Origin of the sequence: Pseudomonas sp. 09C 129 (assembly GCF_002843625.1) — a bacterium.
Taxonomy (GTDB): domain Bacteria; phylum Pseudomonadota; class Gammaproteobacteria; order Pseudomonadales; family Pseudomonadaceae; genus Aquipseudomonas; species Aquipseudomonas chlororaphis.
Genome location: NZ_CP025261.1, coordinates 1,395,732 through 1,418,248, shown reverse-complemented (window position 1 = coordinate 1,418,248; position 22,517 = coordinate 1,395,732). Strand labels below are relative to the sequence as shown.

The 22,517-nt window shown below is 61.4% G+C and carries 16 protein-coding genes and 1 other RNA gene; 13 read left to right on the top strand and 4 right to left on the bottom strand.

The genetic code is table 11. The annotated features are described in order from the left end of the window. Positions 1-10 precede the first annotated feature (10 nt). The 3 genes from CXQ81_RS06475 to CXQ81_RS06465 are packed head-to-tail and all read right to left on the bottom strand — an operon-like array spanning position 11 to position 2,169. Positions 11-331, bottom strand: a complete 321-nt coding sequence (locus tag CXQ81_RS06475) for an RnfH family protein (protein ID WP_178081047.1) — start codon at positions 329-331, stop codon at positions 11-13. After that, positions 324-758: a type II toxin-antitoxin system RatA family toxin gene (locus CXQ81_RS06470; RefSeq protein WP_007920838.1), complete on the bottom strand. Its 435-nt coding sequence runs from the start codon at positions 756-758 to the stop codon at positions 324-326. Before CXQ81_RS06470 ends, CXQ81_RS06475 begins: the two co-directional genes overlap by 8 nt. Before the next feature lie 7 nt (positions 759-765). Next, entirely contained in the window at positions 766-2,169 is a 1,404-nt protein-coding gene (locus CXQ81_RS06465; RefSeq protein ID WP_101336805.1) for a sodium-dependent transporter, read from the bottom strand. A 117-nt stretch (positions 2,170-2,286) separates the two neighbouring features. Between CXQ81_RS06465 and smpB the strand changes: the two genes are divergently transcribed. Further along, positions 2,287-2,769, top strand: coding sequence for an SsrA-binding protein SmpB (smpB, locus tag CXQ81_RS06460; protein WP_009042112.1), 483 nt, complete (start codon positions 2,287-2,289; stop codon positions 2,767-2,769). A gap of 79 nt (positions 2,770-2,848) precedes the next feature. Here the strand turns inward: smpB and CXQ81_RS06455 are convergent, their stop codons facing one another. Beyond that, on the bottom strand, positions 2,849-3,616 hold the full coding sequence (locus CXQ81_RS06455) for an FCD domain-containing protein (protein WP_007920835.1): 768 nt from the start codon (positions 3,614-3,616) through the stop codon (positions 2,849-2,851). A gap of 261 nt (positions 3,617-3,877) precedes the next feature. Here CXQ81_RS06455 and CXQ81_RS06450 point away from each other — a divergent pair, with 261 nt between their 5' ends. The 12 genes from CXQ81_RS06450 to CXQ81_RS06395 all read left to right on the top strand — a co-directional run bounded on the left by CXQ81_RS06450 (position 3,878) and on the right by CXQ81_RS06395 (position 22,345). After that, a complete protein-coding gene (locus CXQ81_RS06450) occupies positions 3,878-5,563 on the top strand; it encodes a lactate permease LctP family transporter (protein ID WP_097138671.1) in 1,686 nt (561 codons plus the stop codon). Between the two features lie 144 nt (positions 5,564-5,707). Continuing rightward, positions 5,708-6,532: a (Fe-S)-binding protein gene (locus tag CXQ81_RS06445; protein ID WP_053259597.1), complete on the top strand. Its 825-nt coding sequence runs from the start codon at positions 5,708-5,710 to the stop codon at positions 6,530-6,532. Continuing rightward, positions 6,529-7,986 (top strand): LutB/LldF family L-lactate oxidation iron-sulfur protein, encoded by a 1,458-nt coding sequence (locus CXQ81_RS06440; protein WP_101336804.1) that lies wholly within the window; start codon positions 6,529-6,531, stop codon positions 7,984-7,986. The genes CXQ81_RS06445 and CXQ81_RS06440 overlap by 4 nt, the downstream gene beginning before the upstream one ends. Beyond that, positions 7,983-8,654, top strand: coding sequence for a lactate utilization protein (locus tag CXQ81_RS06435; protein WP_101336803.1), 672 nt, complete (start codon positions 7,983-7,985; stop codon positions 8,652-8,654). Before CXQ81_RS06440 ends, CXQ81_RS06435 begins: the two co-directional genes overlap by 4 nt. Further along, a complete protein-coding gene (locus CXQ81_RS06430; RefSeq protein ID WP_101336802.1) occupies positions 8,651-11,461 on the top strand; it encodes an FAD-binding and (Fe-S)-binding domain-containing protein in 2,811 nt (936 codons plus the stop codon). The genes CXQ81_RS06435 and CXQ81_RS06430 overlap by 4 nt, the downstream gene beginning before the upstream one ends. 202 nt (positions 11,462-11,663) lie before the next feature. Then, positions 11,664-11,951 (top strand): hypothetical protein, encoded by a 288-nt coding sequence (locus tag CXQ81_RS06425; RefSeq protein ID WP_101336801.1) that lies wholly within the window; start codon positions 11,664-11,666, stop codon positions 11,949-11,951. Positions 11,952-12,030: 79 nt separating this feature from the next. After that, positions 12,031-12,422, top strand: a transfer-messenger RNA (tmRNA) gene (gene ssrA / locus CXQ81_RS06420). A 360-nt stretch (positions 12,423-12,782) separates the two neighbouring features. Continuing rightward, positions 12,783-15,278: a class I SAM-dependent DNA methyltransferase gene (locus tag CXQ81_RS06415; protein WP_101336800.1), complete on the top strand. Its 2,496-nt coding sequence runs from the start codon at positions 12,783-12,785 to the stop codon at positions 15,276-15,278. Continuing rightward, positions 15,271-16,584 carry a restriction endonuclease subunit S gene (locus tag CXQ81_RS06410; RefSeq protein ID WP_101336799.1) on the top strand — a complete coding sequence of 438 codons (1,314 nt, stop codon included), beginning with the start codon at positions 15,271-15,273 and terminating at the stop codon, positions 16,582-16,584. The genes CXQ81_RS06415 and CXQ81_RS06410 overlap by 8 nt, the downstream gene beginning before the upstream one ends. A 1-nt stretch (position 16,585) precedes the next feature. After that, positions 16,586-18,238: an ATP-binding protein gene (locus CXQ81_RS06405; RefSeq protein ID WP_101336798.1), complete on the top strand. Its 1,653-nt coding sequence runs from the start codon at positions 16,586-16,588 to the stop codon at positions 18,236-18,238. A gap of 82 nt (positions 18,239-18,320) precedes the next feature. Next, positions 18,321-21,647 (top strand): type I restriction endonuclease subunit R, encoded by a 3,327-nt coding sequence (locus CXQ81_RS06400; protein WP_101336797.1) that lies wholly within the window; start codon positions 18,321-18,323, stop codon positions 21,645-21,647. Further along, entirely contained in the window at positions 21,644-22,345 is a 702-nt protein-coding gene (locus CXQ81_RS06395) for a M48 family metallopeptidase (RefSeq protein ID WP_101336796.1), read from the top strand. Before CXQ81_RS06400 ends, CXQ81_RS06395 begins: the two co-directional genes overlap by 4 nt. Positions 22,346-22,517: the final 172 nt, after the last annotated feature.

Here is a 22,517-nt window from a genome sequence, read left to right as displayed (position 1 = left end):
GTCGATTTGTTCAGGACTCTGAAGTACGAGCCCGGGCCTGCGCCGCCTTTGCCGCGCGCAGACGTCGGACCTCTTTAGGGTCAGCCAGCAGCGGGCGGTAGATTTCAATGCGGTCGTCCGCCCGAACCGGCCGCTTCCCCGGGTCCGCAACCGCTTTGCCAAAGATCCCCAGCGGACAATTGTCCAGATCCAATTCTGGAAATTGCGTGCCTATCCCACAGCCTTTCACTGCCGCACGAACAGTAGTCCCCGTTGGCACCGCAACACTGAGCAATACCTGCCGGTCGACCGCGGCATACACCACCTCGACTTCAATCATTGGCTCAAGCATGCAACTGCTTGGCCCGCTGACAAAACGCATCGACCAGGGTGTTGGCCGCCTGGTTGAACAAAGGCCCCAAGGTCGCGCGAACCAGTGGACCGGCGTAGTCGAACGACAAATCCAGGCTGATCTTGCAGGCCTTCTCGCCCAGCGGTTTGAAAATCCACACGCCGTGCAACTGGTTGAACGGCCCTTCCTCCAGGTTCATCTCGATCGACTGGCCCGGCACCAGGGTATTGCGCGTCACGAAATGCTGGCTGAGCCCGCCCTTGGCAACGGCCAGGCTGGCGCGCATCTGCACCTCACTGCTCTCCAGCACCTCGGCCGACGAGCACCAGGGTAAAAACTCCGGGTAGCGCGCCACGTCGTTGACCAGGTCGTACAAAAACTGCGCCGGATAAGGCAACAGGGCCGAGCGTTGAATATGTGTCGTCATGTCAGCGTCATTTCCACAACTGGGCGGCAAACACTATAAGAATGCCGATGGGCGCCACATAGCGCATCAAAAACAGGGTCAGGGCAAAAAGCAGCGGACTGCGGATCGACAGCTCATCACGAACCGCCTCGCGCCCCATTACCCAACCGGCGAACACCACAAAGCAGAGGCCACCCAAGGGCAACATGATCCGCGAGGTGAAGAAATCGATCACCCCAAAGAAATCCAGACCACCCGCCGCCCCCCATTGGTAGAGGTGGAAAGCCCCGCCTTCGTTCACGAAAAACTTGGCCTGCTGCCAGATATTGAAGGAGAACACCGTTCCCAATCCGACGAACCAGCAGGTAAACGCCAGCCAGAATGTCACCCAGCCGCGACGGATTCGAGTCCGCTCCACCAGGTAAGCCACCATCGGCTCCAGCAGCGAGATCGCCGAGCTCCAGGCGGCAATGGCCACCAGGACAAAAAACACCACGCCCATCAGCTGGCCGAACGCCACATTACCAAAGGCAAAAGGCAAACTGACAAACATCAGCCCCGGACCTTCACTCGGGTTCAACCCCGCGGCAAACACGATCGGGAACAGCGCCAGACCCGCCAGCAGCGAAACGAAGGTGTCCAGCAGCGCCACGCCGACAATAGTGCCGGAAATGGACGAATGCTTCGGCATGTAAGCGCCGTAGATCATGATGGAACCGACACCGACGCTCAGGGAAAAGAACGCATGCCCCATGGCCGGCAACAGGCCGTCGAGCAGTTTGTCGGTGCTGAAGTCGAACATGAAATGCACGCCTTCCATGAAATGCCCGGTGGTCAGGCTGTAACCCAGCAGGATCAGCAGCATCACGAACAACAGCGGCATCATGATCCGCAGGCTGCGCTCAAGCCCGGCCACCACGCCCTTGGCGATGACAGCCGCCGACAACAGCATGAACAGCGTGTGCCACAGCGTCAGCCGCCAGGGGTCGGCAATCACCGTGCCGAAATAGGCGCCGACCTGATCCGCCGTCACGCCCTGGAAATCACCACGGCCCATATCGATGATGTAGTCCAGCGACCAACCACCCACGACGCTGTAGAAGGAAAGAATCAACAAGGCCGTGATCATCCCGGCGAACGCGCCCCAGGACCACTTGGCCGAATGCCCGGCCTCCAGAGCCAGCGCCTTCAAGGCATTGGCCGGGCTTTGCCGGGCGCGACGGCCGATCAGGGTTTCCGCCAGCATCACCGGTACACCGATCAGCGCGATGCAGGCGAGAAATACCAGAACAAAGGCGCCGCCACCGTAGACGCCGACCATATAGGGGAATTTCCAGATACTTCCCAGGCCCACGGCAGAACCAGTCGCAGCGAGTATGAAAACCCAGCGACTGGCCCAGCCGCCGTGGACAGAAACCTTGTCCGTCGACATCAAAAACGCGCCCAACCGAGAAAAAAGAGGGCGCATTGTCCGGGATTCACTCAACCTGCTCAAGCACGCAGCTTCACCGTAGCCGACACGCGTGCAACTGCCTATAATGCCGCCCCTATGGCTAAACAGAAGAAACACCCAACAGGGACCATCGCGCAAAATAAAAAGGCGCGTCACGATTACTTCATCGAACATCGGTTCGAGGCTGGCATGGTCCTGGCCGGCTGGGAAGTAAAGAGTCTGCGTGCGGGCAAGGCACAACTGGTCGACAGTTACGTGCTGCTCAAGGACGGCGAAGCCTGGCTGCTGGGCAGCCACTTCACACCCCTGACCACCGCCAGCACCCATGTGATCGCCGACCCCGTGCGCTCGCGCAAACTGCTGCTCAACAAGCGCGAGCTGGAGAAGCTGTTCGCTGCCGTGCAGCAGAAGGGTTATGCCTGCGTGTGCCTGTCGCTCTACTGGAGCAAGCACATGGTCAAGTGCGAGATCGCACTCGGCAAAGGCAAGAAGGAATACGACAAGCGTCATACCGAACGCGAACGCGACTCCGATCGTGAGCTGCATCGCGCGGTGCGCAACAAGGGCAAGGAAGAGTAACGCCCTTCTGCCTTGATGCCATGATCGCAAGCCAGCTCGCTCCTACCAGGAGCGAGCTGGCCAGCGATGAATCTCCCAACTAAATCCCCTTGCGCCGCTCCGCCCGGGCCACGCGCTGCACTTCCTGACGCACCTCTTCCAGCACTTCCTGCACATACAGAATGTGCCGGCTGGAGACTTCGCGCGCCTGCTCGGCACGTCCTTCGATAATCGCCTGGTACAGATCGCGGTGCTGGCTGATCAGCATGTCGCGGGTTTCGGTGCGCTGCTTGTACATGCCGCCAATGTTGGTCACCACGTTGCGCTTGAGCAGATCGAACAGCCCGCGAATGGTGTGTAGCAACACGGCGTTGTGGCTGGCCTCGGCAATCGCCAGGTGAAATTGCGCGTCTGCCGCACCCTCTTCCGCCCGGCTCACATCCCCGGCCCGGGAATAGCAATCCTGCAGCTCCTCGAAGGCCGCGGTGAGCCGTTCACGATCCACCTCGGTGGCACGCAATGCTGCGTAATAGGCACATGAGGCTTCCAGGGTGTGGCGAAACTCCAGCAAGTCACGCTGGGCTTCAGGGTTGCTTTCCAACAACTGCAGCAGCGGATCGCTGAAGGTCGAGCCCAGCGACTCCACTACATAGTTACCGCCGCCCTGGCGACTGACCAGCAAGCCCTTGGCCGTGAGTTTCTGGATCGCCTCGCGCAACGACGGTCGCGAGACACCGAACTGTTCCGCCAACGCACGCTCCGCCGGCAGGCGCTCACCGGACTTCAGCGTGCCCTCGAGGATCATCCCCTCGAGCCGCTCGACAATGTCGTCAGACAAACGGCGCTGACGAATCTGATCAAACCCCATAACTCACTCTCCACGATCCCGACCGCGCGCCGGGCTCTCTATTCTGGCCTATCGGGGCTGTGCCAGCACCTATCAGAACGCAGGTTGGCGAGCGGATCAGATGCCATCTGCACCGCACCTTCGACAAAAGTTTTAGAGCGGCAAATTGACACACCGCTCACAAGGCTTTTACCCTAGCCAACAGCGATTGTAAATTGGTCTTACCAATTAACCAAATACGCTGACCAGTGCCTGACCAACAACAATTAGGGGCCACCCCATATGCAAACCTGGCAACAGCTTTACAGCCCGCTCGGCAGCCTCGGCCTGTCCGCCCTCGCCGCCGTCATCCCGATCGTCTTCTTCTTCCTGGCTCTGGCCGTGTTCCGCCTCAAAGGACACGTCGCCGGCAGCATCACCCTGGCGCTATCGATTCTGGTGGCGATCTTCGCCTTCCAGATGCCCACCGACATGGCGCTTGCCGCCGCTGGCTATGGATTTGCCTACGGTCTGTGGCCCATCGCCTGGATCATCGTCGCCGCCGTGTTCCTCTACAAACTGACGGTCAAGAGCGGCCAGTTCGAGGTCATCCGCAGCTCCGTGCTGTCGATCACCGACGACCAGCGCCTGCAGGTGCTGCTGATCGGTTTCTGCTTCGGGGCCTTTCTCGAAGGTGCCGCCGGGTTCGGTGCGCCGGTCGCCATTACCGCCGCGCTGCTGGTGGGCCTGGGATTCAATCCGCTGTACGCCGCCGGCCTGTGCCTGATCGCCAACACCGCCCCGGTGGCCTTTGGCGCCCTGGGCATCCCGATCATCGTGGCTGGCCAGGTAACCGGCATCGACGCGTTCAAGATCGGCGCCATGACCGGCCGCCAACTGCCGCTGCTGTCGCTGTTCGTGCCGTTCTGGCTGGTGTTCATGATGGACGGCCTGCGCGGCGTCAAAGAGACCTGGCCCGCGGCGCTGGTGGCCGGCCTGAGCTTTGCCGTGACCCAGTACTTCACCTCGAACTTCATCGGCCCGGAGCTGCCGGACATCACCTCGGCCCTGGCCAGCCTGGTTTCCCTGACGCTGTTCCTCAAGGTCTGGCAACCCAAGCGTTCGTTCGCCGCGGCCACCGCCAGCGTCGGCGCCGCTGCCGTGCGCAACGGCGGTTTCGGCCAGCCGCGCACCACCCAGCCTTCGCCCTACAGCTTTGGTGAAATCTTCAAGGCCTGGTCGCCATTCCTGATTCTCACCGTGCTGGTCACTATCTGGACGCTGAAGCCGTTCAAGGCGATGTTCGCCGCCGGCGGCTCGATGTACAGCTGGGTATTCAACTTCGCGATTCCGCACCTGGATCAGCTGGTGATCAAAAGCGCACCGATCGTCGCCACTCCGACCGCGATTCCGGCGGTGTTCAAGCTCGACCCGATTTCCGCCACCGGCACAGCGATTTTCTTCTCCGCGCTGATCTCGATGCTGGTGCTGAAGATCAATTTCAAAACTGGTCTGACCACTTTGAAAGAGACCTTCTACGAACTGCGCTGGCCGATCCTGTCCATCGGCATGGTGCTGGCCTTCGCCTTTGTCACCAACTATTCCGGCATGTCCTCGACCATGGCCCTGGTGCTGGCCGGCACCGGCGCGGCGTTCCCGTTCTTCTCGCCGTTCCTCGGCTGGCTGGGGGTGTTCCTGACCGGTTCGGACACTTCGTCCAACGCCCTGTTCAGCTCGCTGCAAGCCACCACCGCGCACCAGATCGGCGTCAACGACACCCTGCTGGTAGCGGCCAACACCAGCGGCGGCGTGACCGGCAAGATGATCTCGCCACAATCGATCGCCGTGGCCTGCGCCGCCACCGGCCTGGTAGGCAAGGAATCGGACCTGTTCCGCTTCACCCTCAAGCACAGCCTATTCTTTGCCACCATCGTCGGCCTGATCACCCTGGCCCAGGCCTACTGGTTCACCGGCATGCTGGTGCACTGATCGCGACACCGAAAGAACCGGCGCCGGAGCACCCACCCGGCGCCTGCAACTCACAACCCGGTCTGCAAGGCTGCTGAAAGCTTGTCTCTCTATATTCAGCAGCCGCCGCAGACGGATAACCGGGACCACCCGGAGACACGCCTGATGAGCGAGCTTTTTTACAACGCCGTGCCTAACGCGACCCGTGTCGCACCGCCTTTGGCCGAACCGCGCCAGTACCCCAGCGAGAAACCGTCGCGGGTCTACCTGTTCGGCACCTGTGTGGTCGACCTGTTCTATCCCGAAGCCGGGATGGATGCGATTCACTTGCTCGAACGCGAAGGCATTCGCGTGGAGTACCCGCAAGGGCAAAGCTGCTGCGGACAACCGGCCTACACCTCGGGTTACACCGAGCAAGCGCGCACCGTGGCCCGCTCGCAACTGGCGCTGTTCGCCGGCGACTATCCGGTGGTGGTGCCGTCGGGTTCCTGCGCGGGCATGCTGCGCGAGCACTACGCGGACTTGTTCAAGGATGAGCCGCAGACCTTGAAGCAGGTGCAGGCCCTGGCCGAACGTACCTATGAGCTGGCGGAGTTCCTGTTGCACGTATGCAAGGTGCAGCTCAAGGACAGTGGCGAGCCGATCAAGGTGGCGCTGCACACCTCCTGCTCGGCACGGCGCGAGATGAACACCCACCTGCACGGTCGTGAGCTGCTGGCACAACTGGGCAACGTGGAACGGGTAGAACACGACCACGAAAGCGAATGCTGTGGCTTTGGCGGGACTTTCAGCGTCCGAATGCCGGACATCTCCGGCGCGATGGTCGCGGACAAGACCCGCGCGCTGAAGGAATCCGGCGCCCACCAGGTGCTGAGCGCCGACTGCGGCTGCTTGATGAACATCAACGGTTCGCTGGAGAAACAACGGGAAGCGCTGCGCGGCCAACACTTGGCCAGCTTCCTCTGGCAGCGTACCGGAGGTGCCGCATGAGCGCCCCGGAGCTTATTCCGACCCTGACCGTGTCGGACGATTTTCGCACCCGGGCCCACCAGGCCCTGGGTGACCGACAACTGCGAAACAACTTTCGCAGCGCCATGGATTCCCTCATGGCCAAACGTGCAGCGTCGTTCAGCGATGCCCACGAGCGCGAACACCTGCGGGCCCTGGGCAATGCGATCAAGGCCCGTGCGTTATCCAAGCTGCCCGACCTGCTCGAGCAGCTTGAACAGAACCTGACCCGCAACGGTGTGACAGTGCACTGGGCGGAAACGGTGGACGAGGCCAATGGCATCGTCCTCTCGATCATCCGGGCTCACGAGGCGCGGCAAGTGATCAAGGGCAAATCGATGGTCAGCGAAGAGATGGAGATGAACCATGTCCTCGCTGAACAAGGCATTGAATGCCTTGAGTCGGACATGGGCGAGTTCATCGTCCAGCTCGACCACGAGAAGCCTTCACACATAATCATGCCGGCGATCCACAAGAACGCCGGTCAGGTCGCGTCCTTGTTCCACGACAAACTCGGCGTGGAGTACACCAAGGACGTTGACCAACTCATTCAGATCGGCCGCAGGGTCCTGCGGCAGAAATTCTTCGAAGCGGACATCGGCGTCTCCGGCGTCAACTTCGCCGTGGCCGAGACCGGCACCCTGCTGCTGGTGGAAAACGAAGGCAACGGACGCATGTCGACCACGGTGCCGCCCGTGCACATCGCCGTCACCGGCATCGAGAAAGTCGTCGAGAACCTGCGCGACGTGGTGCCGCTGCTGTCGCTGCTGACCCGCTCGGCGCTGGGCCAGCCGATCACCACCTACGTCAACATGATCTCCGGCCCGCGCAAGGAGTATGAGTTGGACGGCCCGCAGCAAGTGCACCTGGTGCTGCTCGACAACGGTCGCAGCCAGGCCTTCGCCGACAGCGAATTGCGCCAGACCCTGAACTGCATCCGCTGCGGCGCTTGCATGAACCATTGCCCGGTCTACACCCGCATCGGCGGCCACGCCTACGGCGAGGTCTACCCCGGCCCCATCGGCAAGATCATCACCCCGCACATGGTCGGCCTGGCCAAGGTGCCGGACCACCCGAGCGCGTCTTCGTTGTGTGGCGCCTGCGGTGAAGTGTGTCCGGTGAAGATCCCGATCCCGAGCCTGTTGCGTCGCCTGCGCGAAGAGAACGTCAAGGCTCCGGACAGCCCCCATCAGGTGATGCGCGGCCAGGGCAGCAAGTACTCGCGCAAGGAACGTTTTATCTGGAACGCCTGGGCCAGGCTCAACAGTTCGCCGACCCTGTATCGCCTGTTCAGCCTGGCGGCCACCCGCCTGCGCGCGCTGACCCCGAGCAACGTCGGCCCCTGGACGCAAAACCACAGCGCACCGAAACCCGCCGCCCGGTCCTTGCACGACCTGGCCCGCGAGCATCTGGCCAAACAGGGAGAACGTCGATGAGCGCCAAACAGAACATCCTCGGCAAGCTGCGCAGCAGCCTGACCGGCACCACACCGATTGTGGATAACTTCGATGAGGCCCTGGTCACCGAGCCTTATACCTACGCACCGGAACAACGCATCCCGCAGCTGCGCAAGCAGATGGAAGCGGTGCACACCGAGATTCATCAGACCACCGGCCAGGACTGGCCGGCGCTGCTCGCCCGCCTGCTGGGCGAACGCCAGTTGCCGAGCCTGCTGATCGCACCGACCACGCCCCACGGCCAGCGCGTCAGCCAATACTGGGCCGAGCATCCCGGGCTGCCGACGTTGAAGGCCTACGATCGGCCCGTCGAGGAATGGAAAGCCGAGCTGTTCAACGACACCCCGGCCAGCCTCACCACTACCCTCGGCGCCATCGCCGCCACCGGCAGCCTGATCCTCTGGCCGACCCGCGAAGAACCGCGGCTGATGAGCCTGGTGCCGCCGGTGCATTTCGCCCTGCTCAAGGCCAGCGAGATCCGCGACAACTTCTATCAGGTCCAGCAGGAATACGCCTGGGCCCAGGGCATGCCGACCAACGCCCTGTTGGTGTCCGGCCCGTCGAAGACCGCCGATATCGAGCAGGTCCTGGCCTACGGCGCCCACGGCCCGAAAGACCTGGTGGTGCTGATTCTGGAGGACCAATGAGTCTACCGGCGGCTTTTCTACGTGATGCCCAACAACTGATCCCCCAGGAGCGGCGTTTCGATGACCCGCTCTCCACCCTGGCCTTCGGCACCGATGCGAGTTTTTATCGGCTGATTCCGCAACTGGTGATCCGCGTCGAGTCCGAAGACGAAGTGGTGGCCCTGCTCAAGCTGGCCCAGCGCGACCGCGTACCGGTGACCTTCCGCGCCGCCGGTACCAGCCTGTCGGGGCAGGCCATCAGCGATTCGGTGCTGCTGGTGCTCGGCGATAACTGGAATGGCCGCGAGATCCGCGACCAGGGCCAGCAGATCCGCCTGCAACCGGGGGTGATCGGCGCCCAGGCCAACGCCTGGCTGGCGCCGTTCGGACGCAAGATCGGCCCCGATCCGGCCTCGATCAACGCCTGCAAGATCGGCGGCATCGTCGCCAACAATGCCAGTGGCATGTGCTGCGGCACCGCGCAAAACACCTACCACACCCTGGCCGGCCTGCGCCTGGTACTGGCCGACGGCACTCGCCTGGACACCGAAGACGCCGCCAGCGTCGCGGCCTTTCGCAGCAGCCATGGCGAGTTGCTCGAACGCCTGGCCAGCCTCGGCCGCGAGACCCGCGCCAACAGTGAACTGGCGGCGAAGATCCGCCACAAGTACCGGCTGAAAAACACCACCGGCCTGTCCCTCAATGCCCTGGTGGATTTCGATGAGCCGCTGGACATCCTCAGCCACCTGCTGGTGGGCTCCGAAGGCACCCTGGGGTTTATCAGCGCGGTGACCTACGACACGGTGATCGACCACCCGCACAAAGCCTCGGCGCTGATCGTCTTCCCGGATGTGGAAACCTGCTGCAACGCGGTAACCGTGCTGAAAAACCAACCGGTGTCCGCCGTGGAACTGCTGGATCGCCGCAGCCTGCGTTCGGTGCAGGACAAACCCGGGATGCCGGCTTTCGTCCAGCAACTGTCCGCCAATGCCTGCGCGCTGCTGATCGAGTCCCGCGCGGCATCTTCCGCGCTGCTACAGGAACAACTGGCGCAGATCATGGCGTCCCTCGCCTCTTTCCCGGTGGAGAAGCAGGTCGACTTCACCGAAGACCCGAAGGAAAACGCCAAGCTCTGGGCGATCCGCAAAGACACCTTCCCCGCCGTCGGCGCGGTGCGCAAGACCGGCACCACGGTGATCATCGAAGACGTGACCTTTCCGGTGGAACAGCTGGCGATCGGCGTCAATCGCCTGATCGCGCTGTTCGACAAACACCGCTACGACGAGGCGATCCTGTTCGGCCATGCGCTGGAGGGCAACCTGCATTTCGTCTTCACCCAGGGCTTCAACAGCGCCGAGGAAGTGGCGCGCTACCAGGCCTTCATGGATGACGTGGCGCAGCTGGTGGCGGTGGAATTCGGCGGCTCGCTCAAGGCCGAACACGGCACCGGGCGCAATATGGCGCCCTTCGTCGAACTGGAATGGGGCAGCGATGCCTACCAGTTGATGTGGCAACTCAAGCGCCTGCTCGACCCCAACGGCATCCTCAACCCGGACGTGGTGCTCAGCGAAGACCCGCAGATCCACCTCAAGCACCTCAAGCCGCTGCCGGCGGCCGACGAGATTGTGGATAAGTGCATCGAGTGCGGTTTCTGCGAACCGGTGTGCCCGTCCAAGGGGCTGACCCTGAGCCCGCGCCAGCGCATTGTGATCTGGCGCGATATTCAGGCCCGCAAGCGCGCCGGCGTCGACACCACGGAACTGGAAGCGGCCTATCAGTACCAGGGCATCGACACCTGCGCCGCCACCGGCCTGTGCGCCCAGCGCTGCCCGGTGGGCATCAACACCGGCGAGCTGGTGAAGAAGCTGCGCAGCCAGCACGCCACGCACACCAAGGCGGCCGATTGGCTGGGCTCGCACTTCGCCACCACCCTGCAGGGAGCGCGGTTCAGCCTGCATGTGGCCAACGGCGCGCGGATGCTGCTGGGGGCGCCACGCCTGGCCAGGGTTTCGGCGGCGCTGACCAGACTGTCCAAGGGCCAGGTGCCGCAATGGACCAGCGCCATGCCGCAGCCGGAACGGGCCATTCGCTTCAGCCCGGCCGTCAGCGACCAGCGGCCACGGGTGGTCTACCTGGCGGCCTGTGTATCGCGGGTCATGGGCCCGGCGGCCGGGGACAAAGAGCAAAGCTCGCTCTACGACAAGACCCGCGGCCTGCTGGAAAAAGCCGGTTATCAGGTGGTGATCCCGGACAACGTCGAAAGCCTGTGCTGCGGCCAGCCGTTCGCCTCCAAGGGCTACGCGGAACAGGCCGAGCACAAGCGCCAGGAACTGATCGGCGCCCTGCTTCACGCCAGCCGCGGCGGCCTCGACCCGATCTACTGCGACACCAGCCCCTGCACCCTGCGTCTGGTGCAGGACCTGGGCGACGTGCGCCTGGACCTGTACGACCCGGTGCGCTTCATCCGCACCCACCTGATGGACAAGCTCGAGTTCACCCCTCAGGAAGCGCCGGTCGCCGTGCACGTCACCTGCAGCACCCAACACCTGGGCGAAAGCCAGGCGCTGATCGACCTGGCGCGGCGTTGCAGCAACAACGTGGTGATCCCGGAAGGCATCCATTGCTGCGGCTTCGCGGGCGATAAAGGGTTCACCACACCGGAGCTCAATGCCCACTCCCTGCGCAGCCTCAAGGACGCGGTGCAATATTGCAGCGAGGGCATCTCCACCAGCCGCACCTGTGAAATCGGCCTGAGCCAGCATGGCGGGATCGATTATCACGGGCTGGTGTACCTGGTGGACCGGGTGACCCAGCCCAGGCAAGCCTGATCGGCACCAGATAAAAAGGGGCGTTTCGCCCCTTTTTTTTACGTCCGCAGGTTCAGTGGTCGCGACCCTGGGCAGAAAAGTAGAACCCTGGCGAACCACCGCAGTCCACCGATCAAGCTCCCGAAAACGGGAGCTTCCTGAAATCTCGGCAGTTCGTACTGATGGCCAGCAGCGCCTGGCCCTTCAGTTCAAGGAGACGCCCATGAAACGCTCTGTACTGTTAGGCCTGTTCGTCACCGCTTCGATCCTGGCTTCCCCCGGCTTCGCCGGGAACCAGGAAGACCTGTGCCAGGTGAACCTGCAAACCATCCGTGATGCACGGACCACCATCCAGGCCGCGGACCTGCAGGCCAACATCGACGCCACCGTGCAACAAGCCCAGGCGGCCCAGGCGAAAAACACCGAGGAAGGCACCAAGGAATGCATCGCCCTGACCACCCGCGCGATCCAGAGCATCCAGAACAGCACCAAGGGTGAAGGCGGCGGCTAACAGGCCCCGCCTTCGGGATGGCCTTGCGGGCCATTTTGGCGTAGACTGTACAAACCTGCTGGTAATGCACAGCAGGTTCGGGGCCGTTTAGGATTCGACGCCGGTTGCGAAACTTTAGGTGCATGCCGAGTTGGTAACAGAACTCGTAAATCCACTGTTGCAACTTCCTATAGTTGCCAATGACGAAACCTACGGGGAATACGCTCTCGCTGCGTAAGCGGCGCTAGCCTTCCTTCTGGTACCTTCGGGTCCAGCAATCATCAGGGGATGTCTGTAAACCCGAAATGATTGTCATACAGAACAGAATCGCCGTGCAGTACGTTGTGGACGAAGCGGCTAAAACTTACACAACTCGCCCAAAGCACCCTGCCCGTCGGGTCGCTGAGGGTTAACTCAATAGACACGGCTACGCATGTAGTACCGACAGCGGAGTACTGGCGGACGGGGGTTCAAATCCCCCCGGCTCCACCAAACAAGCTAGACAAAAAAGGCACTTGGCGATTTTCGCAAGTGCCTTTTTTGTGCCTGAAGTGGGCTAGCTTGGCTCCGCAATGCCAGCTTAATGACGGCCTCCTAGGCACAGCTCGACGGCGTACAGACCTTGGCGGGGGCTTTCGTGATGGCCTCATCAGGCCAAACACTTCGGGCCCTTCCCTTTCCCACTCTAGGCAAAGGCTAGACAAACAGCTCCTTTGAGCGTCTGACTCAATGGTGCAAAGACCTTACCGCAACCCCGTCCCCTTACCGGGTGCGGTGCATCGCTTGGCTTGGGATACAATCACCGCCATTTAATCGGCATCCACTCCCTGGGTGCCCACAAGGGATTCCGCAATGCCCCTCACGCTGCAACAACTGGAACGCCATCTGTTCAAGGCTGCCGATATTCTGCGCGGCAAGATGGATGCCTCGGAGTTCAAGGAATATATCTTCGGCATGCTGTTCCTCAAGCGTTGCTCCGACGTATTTGAGGAGCGCTACGAGCAGGTCGTTGCCGATGAGATAAACGCCGGCAAGAGCAAGGCCGAGGCCTTTGTCACGGCGGAAAACCCGCGCTGGTATAAACGCGATGGCAATTTCTGGGTGCCCAGCCATTCGCGCTTCAGGTATTTGCTCAACGAAGCGCACATCAACGTCGGCGACGTGCTGAACAAGGCGCTGGGTGGAATCGAGGAAAACAACGTCTCCCTAGAAGGAGTTCTGGAGCATATCGACTTTACCCGCAAGGTCGGCCAGAACAAGATTTCCGACCAGAAATTGCGCCAGCTCATCAGCCATTTCGGTGATGTTCGCCTGCGCAACAGCGACTTTGAATTCCCCGACCTGCTGGGTGCCGCCTACGAGTACCTGATCGCCGAGTTCGCCGACTCGGCCGGCAAGAAAGGTGGCGAGTTCTATACGCCGCGCTCGGTGGTGCGGCTGATGGTGCACCTGCTCAAGCCGACCCTGGCCCACGATGTCTACGACCCCTGCTGCGGCTCGGGCGGCATGTTGATTGCGGCCAAGGAATACATCGACGAGCACGGCGAGGACGGCCGCAAGGCCAACCTTTTCGGCCAGGAATTCAACGGTACCGTCTGGTCCATCGCGCAGATGAACATGCTGCTGCACGGCATCAGCAACGCCTGGCTGGAAAACGAAGATACCCTGGCCGACCCCCGGCATATTGAGGACGGCGAACTGCTGCGCTTCGATCGCATCCTCACCAACCCGCCGTTCTCCATCAACTGGGGCCACACCGAGAAGAACCCGGATGGCAGCCTGGCCTGGAACCCGACCTTCCGTGAGGAGCGCTTCCGTTTCGGCGAGGTGCCGCCGGGCTCGAAAAAGGCCGATCTGATGTTCCTCCAGCACATGCTCGCTGTGTGCCGCGACGAGGGCATGGTCGCCACCGTACTGCCCCACGGCGTTTTGTTCCGTGGCGGTGAAGAACGCGGCATCCGCGCCGGCATTATCGAAAACGACCTGCTCGAAGCGGTGATCGGCCTGCCGGCCAACCTGTTCTACGGCACCGGCATTCCGGCCTGCATCCTCATCCTGCGCCAACAGAAGCAGGAAGGCGCCAACCGCATCAGCAGCAAGCCGGCTGAGCGCCAGGGCAAGGTGCTGTTTATCAACGCCGACCGCGAATACTTCGAGGGTCGCGCGCAGAACTACCTGCTGCCCGAACATATCGAGAAGATCACCACAGCCTTCGACGAATTCCGCCGGATCGACGGCCTCAGCGATGTGGTGGATATCGCCACCCTGCGCGACAACGATTACAACCTGAATATCCGCCGCTACGTGGATAACGCACCGCCACCCGAGCCGCATGATGTACGCGCCCATCTGCTGGGTGGTGTGCCCAAGGTCGAAGTTGAAGCGAAAGCCACACTGTTCGCCGCCCACGGCCTTGACCCACAAGATCTGTTCGTGGCGCGCGATGCCCAGTATTTCGACTTTTGCAGCGAGCTAAGCCGCCGCGCCGACCTCAAGCCGGCCATCGAAGGCAATATCGGCCTGCAGGCCAAAGAAGCCTCAATCCGTGACGTCTTCGAGAGCTGGTGGAGCGAGCACAGCCCGCGCATCACCGCCCTTGCGGGGAGGCTCGACGACAGCGCCGCGTTGGTTGAACTGCGCGCCGAACTGCTGGCCAGCTTTAGCCAGACGCTGGAAAGCATCGGCCTGCTCGATCCCTTCCAGGTCAGGGGCATCGTTGCCGGTTTCTGGTACCAGAGCAAATACGACTTCCTCGGCCTGATGGCTCGCGGCAGCCGGGGCGTGATCGATGCCTGGCGCACCAGCATCATCACCGCCCTGGAGGACAAGGCCAGCAAGCAAAGCCCGCTGGAGCACAAGTTGGTGAAATTCCTGCTGGGCGATTTCGTAGCTGGGCTGGCCGAACTGGAAGCTAAAAAGGCCGAACTGGATAGCCAGCTCAAGGCCGCCACCCCAACTAAGGGGGAAGATTTAGACGAGGCAGACAGCGCAGTGGATGCCGATGACGAGGCCCCCCCCATTGACGAAGCGCAGCTCAAGGCCTGGAAGGCCGAGCTGGCCAAGGTGAAGAAACAGCTCAAAACTCAGCAGGAAAACTTCGCCAGCCACCTGAATCAAGCCGTCGATGGGCTGGACGAGCAGCAAGCCGCCGAGCTGTTGCTGACTATCCTGCACAACGATATGCAGGCCATCGTCGAGCGTTATATCGCCGCCCAGCGCAAGCAGATCGTTGCCGCCTTCGAGAGCTGGTGGGACAAGTATCGGGTCACGCTGAACGAGATCGCGCAGAAACGCGATGCGGCGGCAGGAGCGTTGCAGGAGTTCCTAAAGGGGTTGGGCTATGTCTGAGCAGCGTACGCCGAGCCAGTTCCCATCAGTCCCTTTACGTGAGCTAGCTAGCCGTATTACCGACGGCTCTCATTTCAGCCCTACCCCACAGCAACATGGTTATCTCATAGCCAACGTTAAGGACATGAAATCGGGTTACATCGATTTCAGTTCCTGTACTCGAATATCCGCTTCTGCTTACCGCGAGCTCAACGCTACTGGATGCACCATCCGCAATGGAAACGTCTTGCTTTCAAAGGACGGTACCGTTGGGCGTGTTGTGGTTTATCAGCAGGATGATGAGATTGGGGCGCTCTCGTCTATCTGCATCATTGTACCGACCGAGGAAATCGACTCGGCTTACCTTGGTCATGCATTGCAAAGCGAGATTTGTGTCCGGCAGTTTGAAAACTTCATGTCGGGTAGCGCTCTCCGACGTCTGGTTCTGCGTGACATTCGAGCAATCGAGATACCAGTCCCAAGCGTTGAGCAACAGGAGGCCATCGCTCAAATCCTCGACACCCTCGACACCGCCATCCGCGAAACCGAGGTTCTGATCAATAAGCTCAAGGCCTTCAAGCAGGGGCTACTGCACGACCTGCTGACCCGCGGCATCGACGCCAACGGCCAACTACGCCCACCACAAAGCGAAGCGCCGCAGCTCTACAAGGAGTCACGGTTGGGGTGGATTCCGAGAGAATGGGAGGCGCTTCGGCTCGATACGGTTGCAGCACGTGGCAGCGGGCATACACCAAGCAAGGATGTTCTTTCCTACTGGAATGGTGGTGTGAAGTGGGTTTCTTTGGCCGACTCGCATCGCCTCGATCGGATCTACATCCACGAAACGGACAAGGAAATCAGCGAGCTTGGCATAGCCAACTCATCAGCTGTTCTTCATCCGGAGGGAACCGTCATTTTGTCCCGCGATGCAGGGATCGGTAAGAGCGCCATCCTCGGCTGCGACATGGCAGTGAGCCAACACTTCATGGCGTGGCGCTGCGGAGAAAAGCTGAACAACCTTTTCCTGTACTTCTACCTGCAGCGAGAAAAGCCCAAGTTCGAAGCTATTGCGATAGGAAGCACGATCAAAACCATCGGACTGCCATTCTTCAGGAGTTATGAAATTGCAGTACCTCCGCGCCAGGAGCAAGACCAAGGGGCCGCTATCCTGATGGAGGCTGAGCAGGGTCTGGCAGCGCATGCTACTGAGCTGGAAAAGTTACGTAAGCACAAGATCGGCCTGATGGACGATCTGCTAACCGGCCGCGTGCGCGTCACCCCGCTGCTGGAATCCATGCAACACACTGCTGTACCAACGGGAGCCTGATATGCCCCAGCGCCTGCCACTCCGCGAGTCCCTCACCGTCGAGTTCAAGAGCGACCGCAGCAAGCTCCCCGACCGCGAGCTGATCGAGGCACTGGTCTGCCTCGCCAACGCAGAGGGTGGCGAGCTATGGCTGGGCGTTGAGGACGACGGCACGCCCACCGGCCTGCATACCGAGCATCGCCTGCTGGAGGGCCTGGCCGGTATGGTAGCGGCGCGCACTTCACCGTCGCTGAACGTACAGGCCGAAGCGGTCGAGTTGGACGGCGTGACTGTGGCGCGCATCCATGTTCCCAAAGCCCAGGGTGAGGTGGCTACCACCAGTGGTGTGTACCTGCGCCGCCGCTTAAAGCACGACGGCACGCCCGAGTGCGTGGCCATGTTGCCCCATGAGCGCAGCAGCCGTGCGAGCAACTTCGGCCTGCTCGATGTCTCCGCCCAACCAGTGGCCGGCGCCATCCTGGCCGACCTCGACCCGCTGGAGCGCGAACGCCTGCGCCAGGCGGTACAACAATACGGCGGCGACCGCGTGCTGCTGGAACTGGACGACGAAGCCCTCGACGGCGCTCTGCTGCTCACCGTGCGCCAGCCCGACGGTTCGCGGGTGCCAACCCTGACCGGCCTGTTGCTGGTTGGCCGGGAAACCTCTATTCGCCATCTGGTGCCCACCCACGAATTCGCCTTTCAGGTGCTGGCCCAGCAGGCAGTGCGCTTCAACGAGTTCCGCCGCTTCCCGCTGCTCAAGGCACTGGACTGGCTAGAAACCAACTTCCGCCCTTACAACCCAGAGGAGGAGCTGCAGGTTGGCCTGTTCCGCGTGCCGGTGCCCAAGGTAGACCTCGGCGCCTTTCGCGAAGCCGTGGCCAATGCCCTGGTCCACCGCGACTACCACGGTCGCGGCGCGGTGCATGTGCGCCTGGAAGACGATGCCCTGGTGGTCAGCAACCCCGGCGGCCTGGTCGATGGTGTGACCCTGGCCAACCTGCTGGTGACCGAACCGCGCCCGCGCAACCCGGCCCTGGCCGATGCCATGAAGCGTATCGGCGTGGTCGAACGCTCCGGCCGCGGCGTGGACAAGATTTTCCGCGGCATGCTCAAGTTTGGCCGCCCGGCTCCGGATTACAGCTACACCACTGCCCAGAGCGTAGTGCTGCGCCTGCCCACCGCCGAGGCCGACCTGGACTTTCGCCGCCTGGTGGTCGAGCACGAACGCGCCACCCACGCCGAGCTGCCCATCGACAGCCTGATCGCCCTGGCCGCCCTGCGCGAAAGCAAGCGCGTCACGGCCGACGAGCTGGCCGTGCTGATCCAGCGCGACGCCACCAGCGCCAAACGCACCCTGGAAGCCCTGACCGAAGCCGGTTTGGTGGAAGCCCACGGTTCTACCCGCGGCCGCAGCTATACCCTGTCGGCCAGCCTGTACCAGGCAGTGGGCGACAAGGCCGCCTATACCCGCCAGGCAGGCTTCACAACCATTCAGCATGAACAGATGGTGTTGAACTATGTGCAGCAGCATGGGCAGATCCAACGCGCGGAAGTGATGGATCTGTGCCGGCTCTCGCCTGATCAGGCGGCAAAGCTGCTTAAACGCATGAAAGACAAGGGCGCACTGATACAGCAAGGTGAGCGACGCTGGGCGGTATATAAGCTCAGCTAAATATTTTTCTATGAGCCGCTATGAGCCGCTATGAGCCTGTATGAGCCCATACACGCCTGAACTGGATTAAAGGAGTAACCCTGTGGGCTGGGAACTGGAAGACGTCGAAAAACCTTTTATGGCTCAGTTGCAGGGGCTTAACTGGCAGCATACCGAGGGCAGCCTCGACGACCCTGCCATCACCGGCCGCAGCAGCTTCAGTGAAGTTATTCAGTGCGCCGCACTGGCCGAGCGCTTGCGTGCCATCAACCTGCGTGACGGTCAGCCCTGGCTGGATGATCAGCGCATTGCCGAAGCCCTGGCGGCCATTACCCATTTGGGTACCGGCAAGCTGATGGAAACCAACCAGACCGTCACGGAGCTGTTGCTCAAAGGTATCACCGTCGACGGCCTCCCTGGCTGGGAAGGCGGGCGTGGGCAGACCATCCAGTACATTGACTGGGGAACCCCGGCCAACAACCACTTCAGCGTGATCAACCAGTACCGGGTGGACTGCCCGCCGGGCTATAACAGCGGCAAGAAATTTATCGTCCCGGATTTGGTGTTGCTGGTGAACGGCATCCCGCTGGTGGTGGTGGAGTGCAAGAGCCCGTCCATTCCCGAACCGCTGGCCGAGGCTGTCGATCAACTGCGCCGCTACAGCAACCAGCGGAAAACGGCCTTCGAGGTCGAGGAGAACGAGGGCAACGAAACCCTGTTCGCCAGCGTGCAGTTGTTGATCGCCAGCAGCTACGACGAAGCCCGGGTGGGCTGCATTGGTGCTGGCTTCGCACACTTCTCTCAATGGAAGACCGTGGTTGGCCCCGATGGCAACGGCAGCGAGCAGGCGCTGGCCGAGCAGTTGGGTAAAGCCAAATTGTCCGAGCAAGAGCGCCTGGTGGCCGGCATGCTGACCCCAGCCCATCTACTCGATCTGACCCGGCATTTCATGCTGTTTATGCAGGTTGGCGGACGCACTATCAAGACGGTGTGCCGCTACCAGCAGTACCGTGCTGTAAACCGTACGGTTACCCGGATGAAGCACGGCCAAACGCGCCTGGAGCATGGCGAGAGCGATCAGCGCGGCGGCATCGTCTGGCACACCCAGGGCTCAGGCAAGAGCCTGACCATGGTGTTTCTGGTACGCAAAATACGCACAGATACGCAACTGCGTCGCTTCAAGATCATCGTGGTTACCGACCGCAAAGATCTGCAGAGCCAACTCGCAGCCACTGCCACGCTGAGCGGCGAGTTACCGGAGGTGGCCTCCAATATCGAGGGCGTTAAAGCCTTAGCGCGCCGCCAGGGCCCTGGCCTGGTGTTCGCCACCATCCAGAAATACCGCCTCCCCGAGCAAGACGAAGACGGGGTGACTCCGAGCTCTGCGCAAGTCGCTACCCTCCTCAAAGCCGCAGAAAAACCCGCGCTCTACCAGGTAAACAAACCGTTCGAGGTGCTCAACCACGACGAGAGCATTCTGGTACTGATCGATGAGGCACATCGCACCCAGGCCGGTGATCTGCAAGCGAACCTGCTGGCAGGTCTGCCCAACTGCGTACGCATCGGTTTTACGGGTACGCCGATCATCATGGGTAACAAGAAACGCACCCATGAGATTTTTGGTGCATTCATCGACAAATACACCATCAAGGAGGCCGAAGCAGATGGTGCGACGGTGCCGGTGCTCTATGAAGGACGCACCGCCCGAGGCGCGGTGAAAGACGGGGCGAACCTGGATGAGCTGTTCGAGGATTTATTCCGCGAACACAGCCAGGACGAACTGGAACTGATCAAGAAAAAATACGCCACCAAGGGCCATATCTTTGATGCTCCCGCGCTGATCGCCGACAAGGCCCGCGACATACTCCGCCACTACGTCACCAACATCCTGCCCAATAGCTACAAAGCGCAGGTGGTGGCCTACAGCCGGATTGCCGCCATCCGCTATTTCCATGCGCTGCAGGCCGCCCGCGATGAACTGCTGGCTGAGGCCGACGCGTTGCCCGCGAGCGACAAAGGCCTGGACGATGAAGCCCTGTGTCAGCTCCCCGCCAAGTTGCAGGCTCGCGTGCAGGCGTGGCGTTATCGCGACACGTTACGCGGCCTGGAGTTCGCACCGATTATTTCCGGGGCAAACAACGATCCGTCCGGGTGGAAAACCTGGACGGATGGCAGCAAGCACGAACAGCTGATCAAGCGCTTCAAAAAGCCCCTGAACCATGAACAGCCTGGCAAGACTGATCCCTTGGCCTTCCTGATCGTCAAATCGATGCTGCTGACCGGCTTTGACGCCCCCATCGAGGGGGTGATGTATCTCGACCGACCGATCAAGGAAGCCGAACTGCTGCAGGCCATTGCGCGGGTCAACCGGACCGGATTTGGTAAGCGCTGCGGCATCGTGGTCGACTACTACGGGGTCGCCAACCATTTGCGTGAAGCCCTGGCTGCCTATGCTGACGAGGATATCGAGGGCGCACTGAGCAGCATCAAGGACGAGGTGCCGGTGCTACGAGATCGTCATCTGCGCGTGGTGGATGTATTTCGTCGCCAAGGTATCGAGTCGCTGGAAGATATCGAAGCCTGTATTAACGCACTGGATTCGGAGAAGGTTCGCGCCGAATTTGCGGTGAAGCTCAAAGCCTTCCTCGACTCATTGGACACCGTACTGCCTCGCCCCGAAGGTTTGCCCTTCGTCAAAGATGCCAAGCGTCTGGCCTATATCCACGCTCGGGCACGCGGCCGCTACAAGGACCTGCCGCAACTGGGCAAGGATGTCGGCGCCAAGGTGCGCAAGCTGATCGACGATCACGTGATCTCGCTGGGTATCGACCCAAAGATCCCACCGATCCAGCTCACCGATGCAGACTTCGAGAAGCAGTTGTCGCGTAGCGTCAACGACCGCGCCAAGGCCTCCGAGATGGAGCACGCCATTCGCTCCCATGTGCGCAAGCACGCTGATGAAGATCCGGTGCTGTATCGCAAGCTGTCCGAACGTCTGAACGAGCTGCTCAAGTCGCTGGGCGAGCAGTGGGACCAGTTGGTTGAGCAACTGCAGAAGCTCATCAACGAACTGCGCAGCGGTCAGATGAGCGATGACAACAGCCCTCTGGACTTGCCCGAGCACTATGCGCCCTTCCTGCGAACCCTGCTGGATGTAGTAGCTGCCGACGCCAACCCACAGCCCGCTGAGCTGCTGCGATTGAAGGATGTCACGGTGGAATTGGTGGATCTGTTGGTGGGCGAGCTGCAAAGCCACCGCGATATCTGGAGCCCGCGTAAGCGAGCGGCCCAGGAAGAGCTGGCCGGCCAGCTATTCGATCACCTGATGCGGCTGCGGCCGCCCTTGGTGGATACCGACACGGCGGGGGTACTGGCTGACCGCCTGAGGGATCAAGCCAGAGCGAGCCATGAACGGTTGATGCAACTGTGAGCAATCAAATTCTTACCGTAGACGACCTGCTGTTAACGCTGCGTCGCAGTGCGCGGCGCAAGACACTGCAAATCACCGTCGAGCGCGACGGTGCACTTATCCTCTCTGCTCCGCCCGAGGTGGAGGAGCAGGCACTGCGGCAATTCGTAGCGGAAAAAAGCTTCTGGATTTACTCGCGCCTGGCCGAAAAGGAACGCCTGCAACGTGCTATTCCTACCAAGGAGTACGTGGACGGAGAAGGGTTTCTGTACCTGGGGCGAAGTCATCGCCTCAAACTGGTGGATGAGCAGGATGTGCCGCTCAAACTCTCAGCCGGCCGCTTCCGTCTACTGCGTAGCGAGCTGCCACGCGCACGGGAGCATTTTATCCGCTGGTACAGCGAACATGCCCGCAGCTGGCTGGCCCTGCGCGTAAAGAGTTACCAAGCTCGCCTGGATCTTTCACCTGGTGGGGTGCGGGTACAGGATCTTGGCTATCGCTGGGGCTCCTGTGGCAAGGGCGCGCAGTTGTACTTCCATTGGAAGACCATCCTGCTGCCCAAGCACATTGCAGAGTATGTGGTCGTGCATGAAATGGCGCACCTGCACGAGCCGCACCACACACCTGAGTTCTGGCTACGCCTGGAGCGCGTCATGCCAGACTACGCACAGAGAAAAACTTGGTTGGCGGAACACGGGATCGAAGTCGAAGGGGTCTGAAGCTCTTCCCCTGGCTGGGATCAGGCTTTGCCCGGTTTGACTGCCATTAGGGGAACTGAACCGGAATACTTGTCCTTCTGATGCCTGAGACTACGAACCGAAACGCCAGCCAACTTAGACCAAGCCTTCCTTCCCCTGGAGCAGCGTTAAGTCTCTTTCTATTGTGCGAACT